Here is a 17,663-nt window from a genome sequence, read left to right as displayed (position 1 = left end):
AACGAGACAAATCCAACCAACATGCTGTATTTATTTGCATATCACTCTCAATTTGACTATATTGAAGCAAAGGAAATCAACCTGATATTGTATGAAAAAACGGCAGATAGCTTCGATTTTGCGAACTTATTGGAACGCCAATATTGATGAAATTGAAGAGCTAAAAAAAAGTTATAATACTTTGGTACATCTTGATGATGAAGAAGAAGTTCCCGATGAAATAGAAGAGGAATATCATCATGTTTTAGAGGTAATTTCTAGCCCCTCTGAGCCTCATTATCCATTTTATTTAAAAGAATTTATTCCGAAAATTCTTGAAGAAAACTTAGATACACTATTAGATGGATTTGAGGAGGGAGATCTAGTTTATGGAATAAGCGGTTCACGTATTAGTTTATTTTATTTTTTGAGATCACAAGGAAAAGATGTTTTCGCTACAAGAGTAGATGAGCTATTTAATGCAACTATTGACCCCTTTCTTGAACCCCTTCTCGATCCCAGTTTTGCAAAACCAACCAATCCCTTTTATGCCTCCGCACAAACATTTAAATCATATGCCAGTCTTTTAAACAATGAAATTGAACAACTTTCGCCCTTAGCAAAGCAAACTGACAAAATGCCCTTCATTAAAAAAATGTCAAAGATGGGCGTTTTTTGGACGCTTAATAATGAACATAAGCTACATTTTGTTTTGAACAAAATAGATTACAAGATGTGTTTTGATAAAAAATTCGACAAAATAACTTTTGCTGAACTTCGCTTTCTTTACCGCTATTGGGAGCAATTTAAACCTTATTATGAACGGGGACAAATCAATTTTTACTTCTTAAAAGAAAACAATCAACTAAAAAAAGTAGAAGCCCCTTGGGAGTCAAATCCAGAGATTGTAAGGACTTATATACCCCAAAATATCCCCAACAGAAAATACCATGCATTTTTTAATGGTTTTATAATTGATCTACTTAAGAATGAAATAAAAAAAGGAATATGGAAGACGGGCTTCTTTGGATTAGGAGGAGGCAAGACTATTGTTATTGATGGACAGGAGAAAACAGTCCCTCATCGTGTTGCGCGTATTTATAAGATTGCAACTGACCCTACTTTAAGTTCGGCAGATAAATATATAAAAATCCTAGCAGCTGCCGAGAAAGCTATCCGTAGCCCCAAAAAGTTACAAAAGCCAGAAACTACCGAATTTTATCAAGCAATTCTGGACTTTGATAAGAAAATCGCACCTGTTGAAAAAGATACATTAAGATTTTTTAAGGGACGGACGATAGTGGATAAACAACAGGAGATACAGGAAAAAGACCAACCTAAGCTACTATAAGTTTTATATTTACTCAATCCAAAATTTAGTCATCATCTGAGCATGTGAATCTTTCTGTAATTTACAGTTATATCCGGTAATTCATAAGTACCTATGAATCCCAATAGAAAAACTTTAAAAAAATTTACCGCAATATTTGAAAAAATTCAGTCAGTAATAAAGAACATTCCGCTTGCATAATTCCCTCATCAATTTGAACTTTATGATTTAAAGGATAACCCTGCAATAAGTTATAGACAGATCCGGCTGCTCCTGTTTTAAAGTCTCGGGTTGCAAAAACTACTCTTTTAATCCGGGCATGAACAATAAGTCCCGCGCACATGGCGCAAGGTTCAAGAGTCACATAGAGCGTTGTATCTAATAGTCGGTGATTTTTTAGCTGTTGCGATGCATGCCTGATTGCACGGACTTCTGCATGATCCGATGGATCATGGCTGTTTTGTGTGACATTTCGTCCTAAGCCTAATAACTGATTATCTTTGCTTACCAATACAGCACCAACAGGAACTTCTCCTTCATTTTGGGCTAGAATTGCCTGCTCATATGCTATTTGCATCCAATAGTGATCGTTCATTATTAGTTATAGAAAAAAATTTTAAAATTTATAGCTTAGGTGATTTGTAGCCCGGATTAGCGCAGCGTAATCCGGGCATTTTGACCTATAATCCAGCCTACAATTATTCCCATTCAATTGTAGCTGGTGGTTTACCTGAAATATCATACGTTACCCGGGATACCCCATGTACTTCATTAATAATGCGATTGGATACATGACCGAGAAAGTCCCAAGGTAATTGCGACCAATGTGCTGTCATAAAATCGACTGTCTCAACAGCCCGAAGACAAATCACGTAATCGTATTTACGTCCATCCCCCATCACCCCCACACTTTTAACCGGTAAAAATACGGCAAAAGCCTGACTGACTTTATGATAAAGATCCGCTTTTCTTAATTCTTCAATAAAAATAGCATCCGCTCGACGTAAAATATCTGCATATTCCTTTTTCACTTCTGCTAAAATTCGAACGCCCAATCCGGGACCAGGAAATGGATGGCGATAAACCATGTCATGTGGCAAACCTAACTCAAGACCAATATTACGAACTTCGTCTTTAAATAATTCACGGATAGGCTCTAATAGTTTTAAGTTTAAAGTTTCTGGCAATCCACCTACATTATGGTGCGATTTAATGACCACAGAAGCACCATTGGTACTCGTTGCTGCCGACTCAATAACATCAGGATAAATCGTTCCTTGTGCCAACCAGGAAACTCCAGGAATTTTTAGTGCTTCCTCATCAAATACTTCGATGAAAGTACGTCCAATAATTTTTCTTTTTTCCTCAGGGCAAGTAACCCCTTTCAGAGCATTAAAAAATCTCTCTTCTGCTTGAACAGCAATCACTTCAACACCCATGTGCTTGCCAAACATCTCCAAGACTTCATCTGCTTCATTAAAACGCAACAAGCCCGTATCAACAAAAACACAAACTAATTGTTTGCCAATAGCCTTATGCAATAAAGCAGCAACCACCGAAGAATCTACACCACCCGATAAACCGAGCAAAACTTTCTCTGTGCCTACCTTAGTTCTGATTTTACTGATTGCTTCATCAATAATCAGTTCTGACGTCCAATTCGTTGAAGCCTTGCAAATATCTACAACGAAACGATGTAAAATACGCATCCCTTGCAGAGTATGGGTTACTTCTGGATGAAATTGCACCCCATACATGTGACGATTTTCATCTGCCATTCCAGCGATTGGAGCATTACGCGTTTCACAAATTACCTTAAAACCAACAGGTAATTTTGTCACCTTATCTCCATGGCTCATCCAAACATCTAATAATGCATTTCCATCTGTGTTAAGGCGATCTTCAATTTGCGAAAACAATTTGCTGTGACCATGCAATTTCAATTCAGCATAACCAAATTCTCTCATAGAAGATGACTGTACTTCGCCCCCTAATTGTACTGCCATGGTTTGCATCCCATAGCAAATCCCCAAAATAGGAATCCCCGCGGTAAATAACCACTGGGGTGCTCGAGGGTTTTCATCGTGGGTTACAGTTGCTGGGCCACCAGATAAAATGATGCCACAAGGACTTAGAGAAGCAAATTCTTCTTGGGTTATGTTGAAAGGATGAATTTCACAATAGACACCTAGCTCACGTACTCGGCGAGCAATCAATTGTGTGTATTGAGAACCAAAATCGAGGATCAATAAAGGATGTTGCTTTAAATCGTTCATTATTAATTATCCACCTGATAGTTTGGTGCCTGTTTCGTAATACTGACATCATGAACATGTGATTCTCTCATTCCTGCATTAGTCACTTGTACAAATTCAGCCTTAGTATGTAATTTTTCGATATTTTCACATCCTGTATAGCCCATGCAAGAACGCAAACCACCTAACAATTGGTGAATAATTGTTTGCGCCGATCCTTTATAAGGAACACGACCTTCAATTCCTTCTGGAACTAATTTTTCTGAACCTAATGAAGCATCCTGGAAATAACGGTCACTGGAACCTTGTGATGAAGCCATGGCACCAATTGATCCCATACCTCGATAATTCTTATAAGTTCTACCTTGATATAATTCAATTTCACCTGGTGATTCTTCTGTTCCTGCAAACATGCTACCAAGCATTACAGTATCAGCACCTGCAGCTAGTGCTTTACACACATCACCAGAAAAACGTATTCCACCATCTGCTATTACTGGAATTTTTCCTTTAAGTTCTTTTGCCACATTGGCGATGGCAGTAATTTGTGGAACCCCAACACCGGTTACGATCCGCGTAGTACAGATAGAACCTGGGCCTATACCCACTTTTACAGCATCCGCACCAACAGTATATAAATCACGAGCTGCTGCAGCTGTAGCTATATTTCCTCCAATTACCTGTATTTCCGGATGGTGCTTCTTAATCCACTTAACACGATCAAGCACGCCTTGCGAATGTCCATGAGCCGTATCAACAACAAGGACATCAACACCAGCTTCAATCAATGCACAAATACGTTCATCAGTGCCCTCACCCACACCAACAGCTGCACCAACACGTAATTGCTCCGCATCGTCTTTACACGCATAAGGATTTTCTTTAGCTTTCTGGATGTCTTTAACTGTAATTAACCCACGTAATTGAAAAGCATCGTTTACCACAAGCAGTTTTTCAATACGATGTTTGTGTAATAAACTACGTACTTCTTCGCGACTCGCCCCCTCTCTAACCGTTACTAATTGCGTCTTAGGTGTCATCACTTGCTCGACACTCAAAGACAAATTCGTTTCAAAACGGATATCACGACTCGTTACGATGCCAACTAAATGTTCTCCATCAACTACAGGAACCCCTGAAATATTATACTTAGACATGACATCCAGTAATTCCTTTACAGTGATACTAGGAGTCACAGTGATTGGATCCCGAACCATACCACTTTCAAATTTTTTCACTTTTCTGACTTCTTCAGCCTGTGCCATAATGGTCATATTCTTATGAATTATACCAATACCACCTTCTTGCGCTAAGGCAATGGCTAAGCGCGCCTCAGTCACAGTATCCATGGCTGCTGATATAAGAGGAATATTCAGGTTAATCGCACGAGTTAATTTTGTTCTCAAAGACACATCTTTAGGAAGTATTAAAGAGTGTGCAGGAACAAGAAGTACATCGTCAAAGGTTAATGATTGCTGCACAATAGAAAGCGCCATTTTATTCTCGCTATCAGGAGTTAAATTAACCGAATAGTTTACTATAAATTGTGGACAAATTAAACAGATAATTTACAATAAACAACATAATCCCTTATAATTATAAGACTTATTAGCTGTTCCCATCAAAAATCCAGGTTCTTAATTCTTGAGTCCTCATTTACCGTTTTTTTTATCGAATATTGCTAAAGACCCAAGCAAACAATGAAACGTAAAAAGAGTTTAAAAATGATTTTTATCTCACTCGATTTTGGAAAATGTTTTTCCACAGATCACTCCTCCACCACTTGAATTATTAATCGATTAACGTGTACACTGTTGGTTAAATATTGTGTTGAATCAAAAAAAATAGGAAGGGTTCAGCGTTGGCTAAAATAATTGTAATTACATCTGGCAAAGGTGGAGTAGGAAAAACTACTTCTTCTGCGGCTATTTCTTCAGGACTTGCTCTTTTAGGGCATAAAACTGTGGTTATTGACTTTGATATCGGTTTAAGAAACCTTGATATCATTATGGGCTGCGAACGACGAGTAGTTTATGATTTTATTAATGTCATAAATGGCGAAGCAAACCTCAATCAAGCTTTAATTAAAGACAAACGTATCCCAAACCTTTGTATCCTTCCTGCATCACAAACACGAGATAAAGATGCATTAACACTCGAAGGAGTTGAAAGAACCCTTAATGATCTTTCTAAAGATTTTGACTTTATTATTTGTGATTCACCTGCTGGAATTGAAACAGGTGCATTAATGGCCATGTATTTTGCTGACCATGCAATCGTTGTAACGAATCCAGAAGTTTCTTCAGTACGCGATTCCGATCGGATACTAGGAATTCTTGCAAGTAAGACTAAAAGAGCTATTGAAAATAAAGCACCAATACAAGAACATTTATTATTAACACGCTATGACCCAGAACGTGTCGAGCGTGGTGACATGCTTTCTGTAACAGATGTAAAAGAAATATTGGCCATTCCATTAATTGGCGTTATTCCAGAGTCAAAGTCAGTGCTTAAAGCTTCAAATACAGGTACACCCGTAGTACTTGACGAAACAAGTGACGCCGGTATTGCATATCAAGATGCAATTGCTCGTTTTCTCGGTGAAGAAAGACCAATGCGCTTCATAAGTAGTGATCGTAAGGGATTGTTGCGTCGCTTATTCAGTAAAAATAAGGAGGAAGTGACGGTATGAGTATTTTTAATTACTTGCGTAGAAGGACTGCTACAGCATCAGTTGCTAAAGAACGTTTACAGATAATCATTTCTCATGAACGCTCACAACGCAATACACCTGACTACCTGCCAAAGCTTCAAGAAGAAATTCTCGCTGTTATTGCGAAATATGTCCATGTCACTCGAGATCAAGTCAGTGTGAATCTTGAGCGCATGGGTGATAACTCAGTGCTTGAATTAAACATCACTATGCCAGATGAGGTTAAGGAAAACGCTTAAAGATTTTCAGAAAATGTTATTGAAACATGGAATAAGAGACATGACTCATGGGTCACATTTACCGGAATAATAATCCATTCTAAATCATTAGCTTTGTTCCCTAAAACATAGAACTTTTTTTGATATTTCCTATTAGATATTGATTTCTTTTTATACTCATATAGGTTTACATCGTTTTATATGATTAAACCATTCTTAACGCATACTCCCTTGTTAACTTTAGAATCCTTTAGTACTCCGCAAAAAGAAGCTGCAGTAGAATTGATGACTAAAGTCTATTGCTGCTTTGGCTGAACATATGGTTTAGGTTGAACATTTGGACCAGGATGAACATACGGTTTAGGCTGAAAAGTTGGCCCAGGCTGAATAGCTGGACCAGGCTGAACTTTAGGAGCGGGTTGAACGGTTGGGCCAGGCTGAACGGTTGCACCAGGTTGAACAGTTAGACCATGATGAACTTTTGGACCAGGCTGAACAGCTGGACCAGGCTGAACAGCTGGACCAGGCTGAACTGTTGGACCAGGTTGAACAGTTAGACCATGATGAACTTTTGGACCAGGCTGAACAGCTGGACCAGGCTGAACTGTTGGACCAGGCTGAACAGCTGGACCAGGCTGAACTGTTGGACCATGATGAACTTTTGGACCAGGCTGAACAGCTGGACCAGGCTGAACAGCTGGACCAGGTTGAACTGTTGGACCAGGTTGAACTGTTGGACCAGGTTGAACTTTTGGACCAGGCTGAACGGTTGGACCAGGTGGAACAGTTGGACCAGGTTGAACAGTTGGACCAGGTTGAACAGTTGGACCAGGATGGACTTTAGGACCATGATAAACTTTTGGACCGGGTTGAACAGCTGAACCAGGCTGAACGGTTGGACCAGGCTGAACAGCTGGACCAGGCTGAACGGTTGGACTAGGTTGAACTTTTGGGCCAGGATGAACTTTGGGACCGGGTTGGACTTTTGTGCCAGGTGGAACATTTAGCCCAGGTTGAATATTTTGGGTAGGCTGAACATTTAGACCCGGCTTCACTTTGGGATTCGGTTGATTCGGAACTAATTGCCCACCCGGAACTTGCCCAGGTACTGGATGAACAGTTACTGGAGGTGATTGCGTTATGATACCTGATTTTCCAGCATTTATATTTTGAACTTCTGCTGGACTCAAAGGTCTACCGCCATTTTTTAACAAAAACGGTTTTATTTGTGAGAAAGAAGGCGTTGCTGAAGGAGGCTGAGTTTTGGTTATGATTGGTCTTGATATTATTTGTGCAGGAGGTATCGCCGGTGTGAATCCCTTTCCTCCAAATATACTAACAGGTCGAGGCACAATAGGTGCGACATGAGTTTGCGCAGCATTAAAGAGAATTTGATTAGGAATACGTGAGCGAATATTCCTCACTATCCTGGAATTAATAAAATCATCTGATGGCACAACAGTAACTGCATTTGCAAACCGTACATTTCTGTAATTAATTACCTTATTTGGATTTTTGTAAATATTATTGATAAACGCAGCATCAATAACTGTGTTACTCAGATTGATCGCAGTAAAATAGTCTCGGCTAACATAATAAGGAGGAATATAAGGTTCTCCTGGAGCTAAAGGAAACCAACCAATGCCATATCCGCCATTGATCATGAATTGGGGATTATTGCCGCCAATGAATACGGTTAATGCAGGTGCATAAATAGGATGAGCACCTATTGGTCCAGGAACCCAACACCATCGATTCCTAAGGAAGGCCCAACGTCCGTAGTGAAATGGTGCAAACCCCCAAGGTTGATTATCCACCCAAGTCCAGCCCCAAAGACCTAGCCATATCCATTGACCATTTTGGTAAGGTGCCCAATCTGACTCTACATGACTAGGATACCAAACGGGACCATATTGTTGATCTTCAGTCCAAGAACCATAATTACCAAGATCTTCATAACCTATAGTATCTGGAGAAACATATTGAGTAGAGACTGTTCCTGCCATTTTATCACGCTCTAAACTCCAGCTCTCAAAATCATCGTATGCTACACCCAATGTAGTACATTGAAAATTATCTAAATTAGTCCCTGTTGCACTGCATGAGTTACCCACACTAATCGTATTGGATGTACTTTCTCCATAAGCTGTTCCCTGCCCCATTCTCACACTTACGGTAGTCATATTGTCTTCTGCTATGACATCGAAACGATAATATCCAGGTTCAGTTACTACAAAAGCTAAATTCGGTGTATCCACTTCATATGATTGTTGGGAATTGATTTTTTTGATACTTAAAACAAGAGTTCCCTGTTCGATTTGAAACTGTGCTATTTCATCATTTAAATTCAAAATTTTTAATGCTGTTTGACTTCCAGCACGGACTGTAGCCCCAGACAGTTGCATTTCAGCAATCGAACCTGTATCAGACCATATTTGATCATTTGCAATTAAAGGTCGATTAAGAGTGACACCTACCCACTGTGATTCTCCTGCGGGTAAAAAGCTCACAGTCCCGTTAATGTAGCTTAGTCGAGCAACTTGAGTGGGAGGATCTGCGAAGGACATAGTCGATATGGATGCTAACAGTAAAAAACAACTCATGAATAGGGTCATCATGATCGTGTTCTTCACTGAACTTTTTTTCATGCTAACCTCCATATTTTTAAATCATTCCCAACATCAAGGAATAATGTGCTTTAGACTATAATCGCTTTGACTGAATGGCTTTGTCTAAGTATAGACTAGAATAGCCTGAGTGCATCATATTGGTCTCCCTGCGCACCCAGACTAAACTATTTTTGAACTAGCAATGAACTCACAACGACTAATACATAAATCAAAGTTAAATCATCTCTGATTCTATATCATCTTTATTTACAACAACTTTTTTTCCTCGAGCAGATTTTACTGATGATGGGCGTCTTAGTTCCCCATCATCGAAATCATCTACTTTGATCACATCTTGTCGAGCCAATTCCGCTTCTTTTAATTGCTTGGCTTCTGCATCAGTTAGCAATCCACATACTAAAGCTTCATTGATCTGCTCAAGCAAGGTAAGTGACTTTAAAACATTATCTTTTACTGCTCTCATTACTTTTCTTTCTAACTCATCAGCAGCGCAAATTTTATGGAAAGCCTCCTCCATGCGACCCAAAGGACAATTTTCACCAGCTTTACTGTAAACCAAACGAGTGATACGCGTACGTGTTTCACCAGGTTCTATTAATATTCTAGCTAATTTATGACCTAGTTGATCATTCGGTTTATTTCTTCGATTACCTAATGGTTTGATAATCAAGCGTAAAACGATTCGTGCCCAACGTGCTGGAAAATTCACAATAACACCATGCATTGCCATTTCACACTCATGCAATAATTGCTGACAACTCCACTCAACTAAAGGTAAATCGGCTTTAGGTTCACCATCGTCATGAAACCGTTTCAAGACTGCTGAAGTCAAATACAATGCACTCAACATATCGCCAAGACGAGAAGATAATTTTTCTTTACGCTTTAAGTTGCCACCCAGAACGCTCATCGAGAAATCTGCAAGAAAAGCCAAGTTAGCACTGTACTTATGCACGAGTTGATAGTAACGCTTCATACTACTGACTGGTGCTTTGGACATATATGCATCAGTCCAGGCAAAAATGACTGACTTCGTAAAATTAGCAATGACAAATCCAGCATGAGCAAAAAATGCCTTATCGAATTCAACCAAATTATTATTTCTTATACTTTCAAGTTCCTTAAACACATAAGGATGACATCGAATTGCTCCCTGGCCAAAGATAATTAAACTTCGAGTTAAGATATTTGCACCTTCAACAGTAATAGCGATAGGAGATCCCTGATATCCTCTACCCAAGTAATTATTAGGACCGAGACAAATTCCTTTGCCACCATGAATATCCATCGCGTCAAGCGAAACTTGTCTTGCACGTTCCGTAGTATGGTATTTTAATATAGCACCTACTACAGAAGGTTTGGCTCCGTGATCAATTGCAGCCGCAGCCATTGTTAATGCCGCATCAATAATATAAGTGTTCGCTGCAATCCTAGCTAAAGGCTCCTCAATCCCTTCAAACTTTCCTATTGGTTGGCTAAATTGTTTGCGAATGCGTGCATAAGCTCCAGAAGCTAAAGCAGCCGCTTGCGCACCTCCATTAGCACTCGAAGGCAAGGAAATAGCTCTTCCAGCACTCAAACACTCCATTAACATACGCCAACCACAGCCTGCCATGGAAACACCACCGATCAAGTAATCCATGGGAATAAATACATCCTTACCTTGAGTAGGACCGTTTAAAAAGCCTGTATTCAGTGGGAAATGACGGCGTCCCTTTGTAATACCAGGGGTATTTGCTGGTATCAACGCACAACTGATTCCTACATCTTCCCCCTTACCCAACAAATTATCTGGATCAAATAATCTGAATGCTAATCCAATTACAGTAGCTGCTGGACATAAGGTGATGTAACGCTTATCCCAATTTAACCGAATACCTAATACTTTTTGACCATTCATTTCTTGATGACATACTACGCCTTTGTCTGGTATCGATGCGGCATCAGAGCCAGCATTAGGTCCTGTCAAAGCAAAGCATGGGATTTCCCTTCCATCAGCCAATCGTGGCAAATAGTAATTTTTTTGTTCTTCAGTTCCATATTTAAGTAATAACTCTCCTGGTCCTAAAGAATTGGGTACAGATATAGTTGTAGCCGCTGTAATTGAACGCCCATAGATTTTTACTAAAACTGACATTTGCGCTGTGGCAGAGAATTCCAGACCTCCATATTGCTTAGGAATAATCATACCCAAGAACCGATTGTCTTTAATGAATTGCCAAATTTCTGGAGGTAAATCGGTAAGATTATGAGTGATATTCCAATCATCAATCATGGCACATAAGGTGTTTACAGGACCATCAAGAAAAGCTTGCTCTTCCTCCGTCAAACGGACTGTAGGTGCGTTTCTCAGAATGGAAAAGTCCGGAGCACCACTAAATAAATCACCTTCCCAACTTACAGTACCCGCCTCTAGAGCCTCTCTTTCAGTCGAAGACATAGCTGGCATGGCTTTACTTACGGTTTTAAAAAAATATTTGGATAATAATGTTCGTCTTAAAGGTCTTATCGCGCCAGCAATTAAAGCGAGTTCAACTAAAATAAGAATGATTTTTGTCGTTAAGCCAGGAGATCCATAATAGAAAACAAGAGCACTAAATAAACCAAAGCTAATAGCCCACACTGAAATTGCTGCCTGCCTTGTTAGCAATATCCCTGCAGCTCCAATGACTATGAGCACTAAAATAGCGTGTAGCACATTATTCTCCTTAATTTTGGGCCTTCTGGCCACAAGTACTAAAGTCTGTGGACAATTCTACTCTTCTTCAGCCTAGCGAATTGTAAACAGACTCAATTTAAGTTTAAACCAGACACAATTTTTATAATTTGCTTTGCCACAACTTCAGGGTGTTCCATGGGAAATAAATGGGTCCCATTAGTTTTATAACTTGCTACATTAAAATACTTTTTCATGTAACGCACATCCATTTTACCAACCACAGTAGTTTTGTCACCATAAATTAGTGCTGACGGAATTAATAATTTACCTTCATAATTTGGAATGACATGTGGAATGGTTCGATAAATCTGATATTCAATATGCCTATCAAAGCGTAAATAATATCCATCCTCTTTATACTCCAAACCATAGGTAATATAATCATCTAAGCAGGCATCCGCAAAAGTTTTAAATAAGTCTCGTGTTTTTAAATAGTCAATCAATTGATCATGATCTTTCCAATACATACGACGGCCTCGAGTTCTAAATGCCGGTGTAACCCGATCAATGATGCCAAGTGCTTTTGCCAAACGAACCATACTTGATTTGAAAGTACCAATTAAAGGTGAGTCCAACATAATGACCGCTTTAAATAATTCGGGTTGTTCAATTGCTGCCAATAAGCTTAAAACGCCTCCCAAAGAATGCCCTACTGCAATTACAGGCTGATTGGCCTGCTTTTCAATACTGAAAATAACTTCAGAAACGAGATTGTGCCAGTTTTCGCTCACAGGAAATAAAGGATTATGGCCAAGTCTGTCGATGTAACAATAATCGAATTCATTCTCGAGGCCATCCAACATTTGTTTGTAGCATAAAGCTGGGAAACCATTTCCATGCGCAAAATGAATCATCTCTTTCATAAACTCACCATTTGCATTGCTACCAGTAGAAATCCCTATAAATAATCCAGAATCCCCAACCGAAGTGTATTGACAATTCACCTGCCGCCTACGTTTAGCCAGCTTGTCCGCAGCTTTAAGTAGATGGTCAAATTAAAACCTCTCAATTCATAACTCATTGATAAATTAAACAAAATAATCATATAACGATTTTTATAGCAAGTAAAAACGAGTTTGTAATGCTTCGACTTATGCCCAATGAGGCACTACGGTTCAAGTTGAAAAAAATTTCCTACAACATAAGATTCATAAGCTTAATCTTAGTATAGTAGTTGAAGCAATGTTATTTCGCATACATTTGGCTGTTTTTGTCGGGATTTTTTGGCAGATTTTGAAAGACAGAATTGAACTAGCCAGCAATTCAACCGCTGTCGTCCAGGCAACGCAATTTTAAACCCTTTGTTCAAGAAGCCATCAGGGATAGAAATTTTGGAGAAGAAATTTATTCTGACAGATATCTCTTTAAAAGAGTACCTGTCAGAGTAAAGTTGCTGTTAGGATAAAGAAAGGGCGCAAACATTATTATCGGGATTATCGTGGGGTTATGCGGTGTTGGGTTTTGGTTGTTATTAAATATTCTGCCTCTCAATTCAGCTTTAAATTCGTCTTTCAAAGGATGAATAACCACACTTCCTTCTTGGTCTATAAACTGTGCAATTTCTTGTGCTCTTGCCCCAGGGCTATATTTAATCATCATACTCACTTCCCTTTGGTCAAGATAAGCCTCATCCAATGTGTCTTTACGCCCTGTTAAAAGAGAATGCACTTTAGTTTGATCACGAATAGCTTGATCTTGAGCTTTTGAAAAAAATCCTATTTTGTTATTGGTTTGATAATAAATCTTCATTTTCATCCTCACTGATTAAATTTTAAACTCTTATAATAACACAGAGACATTCTATTGAAAAGCGATACAGATTCATAATCTATCAATATGGTTTAATTTTGACTAATTGTTGGTCCGTACAACATAAAACTGAATGCTGAAAAACTGTCGCCTTTTAGGGAAGATTGGTTAAATAATTTTAATTATGCACAGGAATAGATCGAAATTAACAATCCCTTAATAATTGATATGTAAAATAGAGAAACAGTAGTTAATTAAAATGAACAATATTGATTACTGCCAATGTCGATTTTTATTAATTTTACTAATTTAAATCAGGATCTAATCAAAAACAATATTGTTTTAGGCGGAGACGAAATAATGGGTTTTTCTGAAATTTTTAAAGAAAATTTAAGGAAAGAACAACGATTAAAGGGATTTGACAAGCCATCCTTTTATGAAGTTTTGGAGCTGCTTGATAAAAATAAAAAGATATGTGAAGAGAAAGGATATTCACCAGACTCAAAAGAAGCCCTCGATTTAATGAAATTCAACATTTTCGTTAAAGAGATGGCACAATTGAAGTCTATATCTCGTTTTGAAATGTGGAATGTTACTGTCACTCCTCCCAACTCCACAAAGGGAGAAACTAATTTCTCATATCAATTTTGTTCTGCTCCACCTGATTGTACGAGAATATTTTTTTCATATGACGTCAAGGGTGAGCCTCAACTTAAAATTGCTGACCCTTGTGTTGTGTTGAATCCCGATCTCGAGAGCGTTCATGCATTTTATGGCGACAAGGAGAATACTCTTGTCAAACAAAAAAATATTACTCTTGGATCCACTATAAAATCTCTGAATGAAATGCATATCCAGCGCATTGGTTTATTAGGATTTGCACGTAATTTCCCTGATCATTTGGAAGAAAAAGAAGTAACACAGAAAGGACCAGAAGAAAGAAAAACCAAGTTGATGTATCAACAACGCGCCTCTTATGCGGCTCGAGCTATTGACGGTGTTATCGAAGAACTTGAAAACCAAAAATTAGCCTTCACTACGGTAAATGGAGGTTGGTCTGGACAAAAACAAACACCAAGAGAAGTTGGTATGACTTACATGGGGCATTTATATGGATTAATCCATGATCATGATACCCATTCTGGTGGTGGATTTTTCCCTCCCATCACCGTGATGCCGGAAGGAGGAAGTACCGACGCAGTCACCATGCATTCCCGTACTAAACATTTCCTTCTCAGCGATAGCGATCCCGTCAAAACGGAAGAATCTCATGGCTCTCGGACTCAATTTATTGTCGAAAATGTAGACTGGGGGCAAGACTCTCCTTATTTAGCGAGCATGTGTACTTCGATGGTTGTAATTGAACCCGCCGGACGTTGGACACAAATTGAAATGTTAAATGGCTTAGAGAGAGGAATCCCTGTAGTTATTATTGCTTCGCCTGAAAATTATGACGAAAAATGGTTACCTGATAATACAGTTGACAAATTGTATGAAGGATTAACGAAGGGAGAAAAATATATAAACATTCCATTTCCAACCAGCCAAGATCCTAAAGCGGTAGTAAGAGCGTACCGTGATCCTGCTGATGCTGCTAAATGGATTGCTTGGCGCTATGAGGCGGATCATTTTCATGATAAAGAAAGCACTGATTTTTTAAAAAATGAGACAAATCAGAAAGCCATGTTAAATAATTTAAAAAAATTAGATAAAGCGGCTTCTCTTGATGATGTTGTCAAATTTATTCTTGATGGTACTGAAGCGAGTCAAAAAGTTACTAAGAATTTACGCCAACGTATTGAGGGTATGGAGATTGGAGCTGCTATAAAAAGTATTCAATCCCTGCTGTCGCCTGATTTGGAAGTCGGAAGCACAAAAAAATCTGTTTTCACCAGCGGTGTCCCATTTTTTAGGTGTGGAACCCAGGCTCACATTCTCTCAGAAGAGCAGAATATCAAAGAGGTGGATGTGGCCCATACATGGAAAAATCCTTTGAGCACTACTCAATAGTTAGCAAAAAGCTCCCTGACACATACTTAAAGTCAGGGAGCTTTTTTTATTTGATTTAATCTAATTTGCATTTCTTTTAGAAATGTTTCAAAGAGTTTTTTATAAATTTGCAAGACGTCTGCTTTCTGCACGCAGGGCATGAAGAGCAAAACTGTAATAAGCAATAAGTAATGCAAATAAAACGAATCCTGATCCCTGAAAAATTGAATTGAGTGTGAGCATAATAAGCAGCAGTAATAACATAGGAGTTCCTGCAACGACTAACAGTCGGGTTGATTGCAAAAAGCTCACATTAAAAGAGAAGAATATAGTTGAAAAAACTTGTCCTAAAAATGCTAACACCAAGAAAAAAACAATAAAAATTGAGAAGAATATTGCAACAACCATAGGATAAATCATTAATTGCGAAAAATACTTTAATTCTTTAATCGAGTTTTCTTCTGCAAGTTTTTTACCATCAAATACCAGGTTCGTCCCCTTATCAAAGGTTTGAACTAAAGGAGCGCCTTTACTGGGTTTTGAATCCGTCATATTGAACAATTTAAGACTTGGCACTTTAAGAGAGATTTTGTTTTTATTAATCAAAATCGTAAGGTAAGGATAATCTGCGGGAAAATCATTAATTTTTCCTGTAGTATCAATAACAACAACTACTTGCCCTTGATCATTCTTAATGAAATAAGGCATGGGCTTATCAAAAGAAACCTCTCCATTTTGTATATAAAAAACAGGAATTTTTGATAAAGGATCAGTAATTTGCTCTTTAAAAGATTGATTCAGACTAAAGCTCATTCTTAATGAAAATGGAATGGAACATAAAGCTATGGTCAATAAGAGATAAAGAAGAGCAAAACCCCGCCAACGTTTTCCAACATCAATATACAGACGTCGTGCATAGAAAGACATATACAATGCAGACCAATAGCCATAGACCGGAGTATCAATTGGTTTTAGTTTGTTTTTTTCTTTACGCACGCCATTCTCCAATACGTTTTCCAGAGGTACGATGAAAAAGATGTAATTTAATTTTAGGAAACTCCACACTGAGTTGTCCACTCGTTAGTAGTTGATCCGCTGCCACGCGCAAATTAAGCCGCTGACCATTTTTGACACATTTCGCATGGATCAATTTGTCAGCCCCCATATCATCAATAAATTCAATATGGATGGGGATCCCTCGTGGATTATTTTCAGGACAAAGCAAAATATGCTCGGCACGAATGCCCAAAACCAACTCTTCTTTATCTTCAAGGTCAAGAGCCAACTCAGGCACTGGGTAATTAACTCCCAAATCCGTGTGCACGGTATTACTGCTTTTATCGAAGATTCCAGAAACCAGATTCATAGGATATTGTCCAGTAAATCCGGCCACGAATAAAGTTGCAGGATTTTGATAGAGCTCTTGAGGAGTACCTATTTGTTCGACAATACCTTGATGAAGTACGATAACACGTTCAGCCATAGTCATTGCTTCAGTTTGATCGTGTGTGACATACAAACTGGTCGTGTTTAATTGTTGATGCAACCGGCGAATTTCATGGCGCATTTCCGTACGCAATTTTGCATCCAGATTGGATAAAGGCTCATCAAATAAAAAAACTGCCGGAGAACGAACCATAGCTCTGCCCATGGCAACTCGCTGCTTTTGTCCTCCTGAAAGTGCTTGGGGTTTGCGTTCCAGATAAGGGGTTAAATGCAACAGCTGGGCTGCTTCATCTACCCTTTTTTTAATTTCTGCTTTCTTATAACGTCTCATTTTTAACCCATAAGCCATATTTTCAAATACCGTCATATGGGGATATAGAGCATAGTTTTGAAAAACCATAGCCATGTCTCTTTTGGCTGCGGGTATTTCATTGACGCATTGGTTATTAATTAAAATTGAACCGGAACTTACATTATCCAAACCAGCAATTAAACGTAATAAAGTAGTTTTTCCGCATCCAGAGGGCCCAACAATAACCACAAACTCCCCTTTTTTGATGCTAACATTTACTTTATCCAGAACTGTTGTAGCCCCAACACTCTTCGATACTTCAATGAGATTAACTGTTGCCATA

Annotated in this window: 13 protein-coding genes; 4 read left to right on the top strand and 9 right to left on the bottom strand. The window is 38.6% G+C overall.

What is annotated here, in order from left to right; translation table 11 throughout:
• The first annotated feature begins 91 nt into the window (after positions 1-91).
• The gene (locus EL022_RS10030; RefSeq protein ID WP_028381807.1) at positions 92-1,330 is read left to right on the top strand and encodes a hypothetical protein; all 1,239 of its coding nucleotides are present in this window, start codon (positions 92-94) and stop codon (positions 1,328-1,330) included.
• Positions 1,331-1,454: 124 nt separating this feature from the next.
• On the opposite strand, the gene tadA is transcribed toward EL022_RS10030, so the two are convergent.
• The 3 genes from tadA to guaB form a co-directional block, all read right to left on the bottom strand.
• Positions 1,455-1,904 carry a tRNA adenosine(34) deaminase TadA gene (gene tadA / locus EL022_RS10025; RefSeq protein WP_028381808.1) on the bottom strand — a complete coding sequence of 150 codons (450 nt, stop codon included), beginning with the start codon at positions 1,902-1,904 and terminating at the stop codon, positions 1,455-1,457.
• A 103-nt stretch (positions 1,905-2,007) separates the two neighbouring features.
• Positions 2,008-3,585, bottom strand: coding sequence for a glutamine-hydrolyzing GMP synthase (gene guaA / locus EL022_RS10020; protein WP_035901157.1), 1,578 nt, complete (start codon positions 3,583-3,585; stop codon positions 2,008-2,010).
• 2 nt (positions 3,586-3,587) lie between these two features.
• Positions 3,588-5,060, bottom strand: coding sequence for an IMP dehydrogenase (gene guaB, locus EL022_RS10015; RefSeq protein WP_028381810.1), 1,473 nt, complete (start codon positions 5,058-5,060; stop codon positions 3,588-3,590).
• A gap of 365 nt (positions 5,061-5,425) precedes the next feature.
• On the opposite strand from guaB, the gene minD reads away from it, so the two are divergent.
• Together minD and minE are read left to right on the top strand one after the other, a co-directional pair.
• Positions 5,426-6,256, top strand: a complete 831-nt coding sequence (gene minD, locus EL022_RS10010; RefSeq protein WP_028381811.1) for a septum site-determining protein MinD — start codon at positions 5,426-5,428, stop codon at positions 6,254-6,256.
• Positions 6,253-6,516 carry a cell division topological specificity factor MinE gene (gene minE / locus EL022_RS10005; RefSeq protein WP_028381812.1) on the top strand — a complete coding sequence of 88 codons (264 nt, stop codon included), beginning with the start codon at positions 6,253-6,255 and terminating at the stop codon, positions 6,514-6,516. The genes minD and minE overlap by 4 nt, the downstream gene beginning before the upstream one ends.
• Positions 6,517-6,791: 275 nt before the next feature.
• Here the strand turns inward: minE and EL022_RS10000 are convergent, their stop codons facing one another.
• From EL022_RS10000 to EL022_RS09985, 4 genes are all read right to left on the bottom strand, one after another.
• Positions 6,792-9,143 carry a DUF6600 domain-containing protein gene (locus tag EL022_RS10000; protein WP_065235796.1) on the bottom strand — a complete coding sequence of 784 codons (2,352 nt, stop codon included), beginning with the start codon at positions 9,141-9,143 and terminating at the stop codon, positions 6,792-6,794.
• A gap of 196 nt (positions 9,144-9,339) precedes the next feature.
• The gene (locus EL022_RS09995; RefSeq protein ID WP_028381813.1) at positions 9,340-11,823 is read right to left on the bottom strand and encodes an acyl-CoA dehydrogenase; all 2,484 of its coding nucleotides are present in this window, start codon (positions 11,821-11,823) and stop codon (positions 9,340-9,342) included.
• A gap of 92 nt (positions 11,824-11,915) precedes the next feature.
• On the bottom strand, positions 11,916-12,707 hold the full coding sequence (locus tag EL022_RS09990) for an alpha/beta fold hydrolase (RefSeq protein ID WP_028381814.1): 792 nt from the start codon (positions 12,705-12,707) through the stop codon (positions 11,916-11,918).
• Positions 12,708-13,188: 481 nt separating this feature from the next.
• The gene (locus tag EL022_RS09985) at positions 13,189-13,593 is read right to left on the bottom strand and encodes a hypothetical protein (RefSeq protein ID WP_126325178.1); all 405 of its coding nucleotides are present in this window, start codon (positions 13,591-13,593) and stop codon (positions 13,189-13,191) included.
• Between the two features lie 282 nt (positions 13,594-13,875).
• Between EL022_RS09985 and EL022_RS09980 the strand changes: the two genes are divergently transcribed.
• Positions 13,876-15,603 carry a hypothetical protein gene (locus EL022_RS09980; RefSeq protein WP_028381816.1) on the top strand — a complete coding sequence of 576 codons (1,728 nt, stop codon included), beginning with the start codon at positions 13,876-13,878 and terminating at the stop codon, positions 15,601-15,603.
• 99 nt (positions 15,604-15,702) lie between these two features.
• Here EL022_RS09980 and EL022_RS09975 read toward each other — a convergent pair whose 3' ends face one another.
• Both EL022_RS09975 and EL022_RS09970 read right to left on the bottom strand, forming a co-directional pair.
• On the bottom strand, positions 15,703-16,578 hold the full coding sequence (locus EL022_RS09975) for a DUF1189 family protein (RefSeq protein WP_028381817.1): 876 nt from the start codon (positions 16,576-16,578) through the stop codon (positions 15,703-15,705).
• A complete protein-coding gene (locus tag EL022_RS09970; RefSeq protein ID WP_028381818.1) occupies positions 16,571-17,662 on the bottom strand; it encodes an ABC transporter ATP-binding protein in 1,092 nt (363 codons plus the stop codon). Before EL022_RS09970 ends, EL022_RS09975 begins: the two co-directional genes overlap by 8 nt.
• Between the last annotated feature and the right edge of the window lies 1 nt (position 17,663).

Origin of the sequence: Legionella cherrii, from assembly GCF_900635815.1 — a bacterium.
Taxonomy (GTDB): domain Bacteria; phylum Pseudomonadota; class Gammaproteobacteria; order Legionellales; family Legionellaceae; genus Legionella; species Legionella cherrii.
The sequence above is the reverse complement of the archived record's forward strand: the minus strand, read 5'-3'. Positions and strand labels throughout refer to the sequence as shown.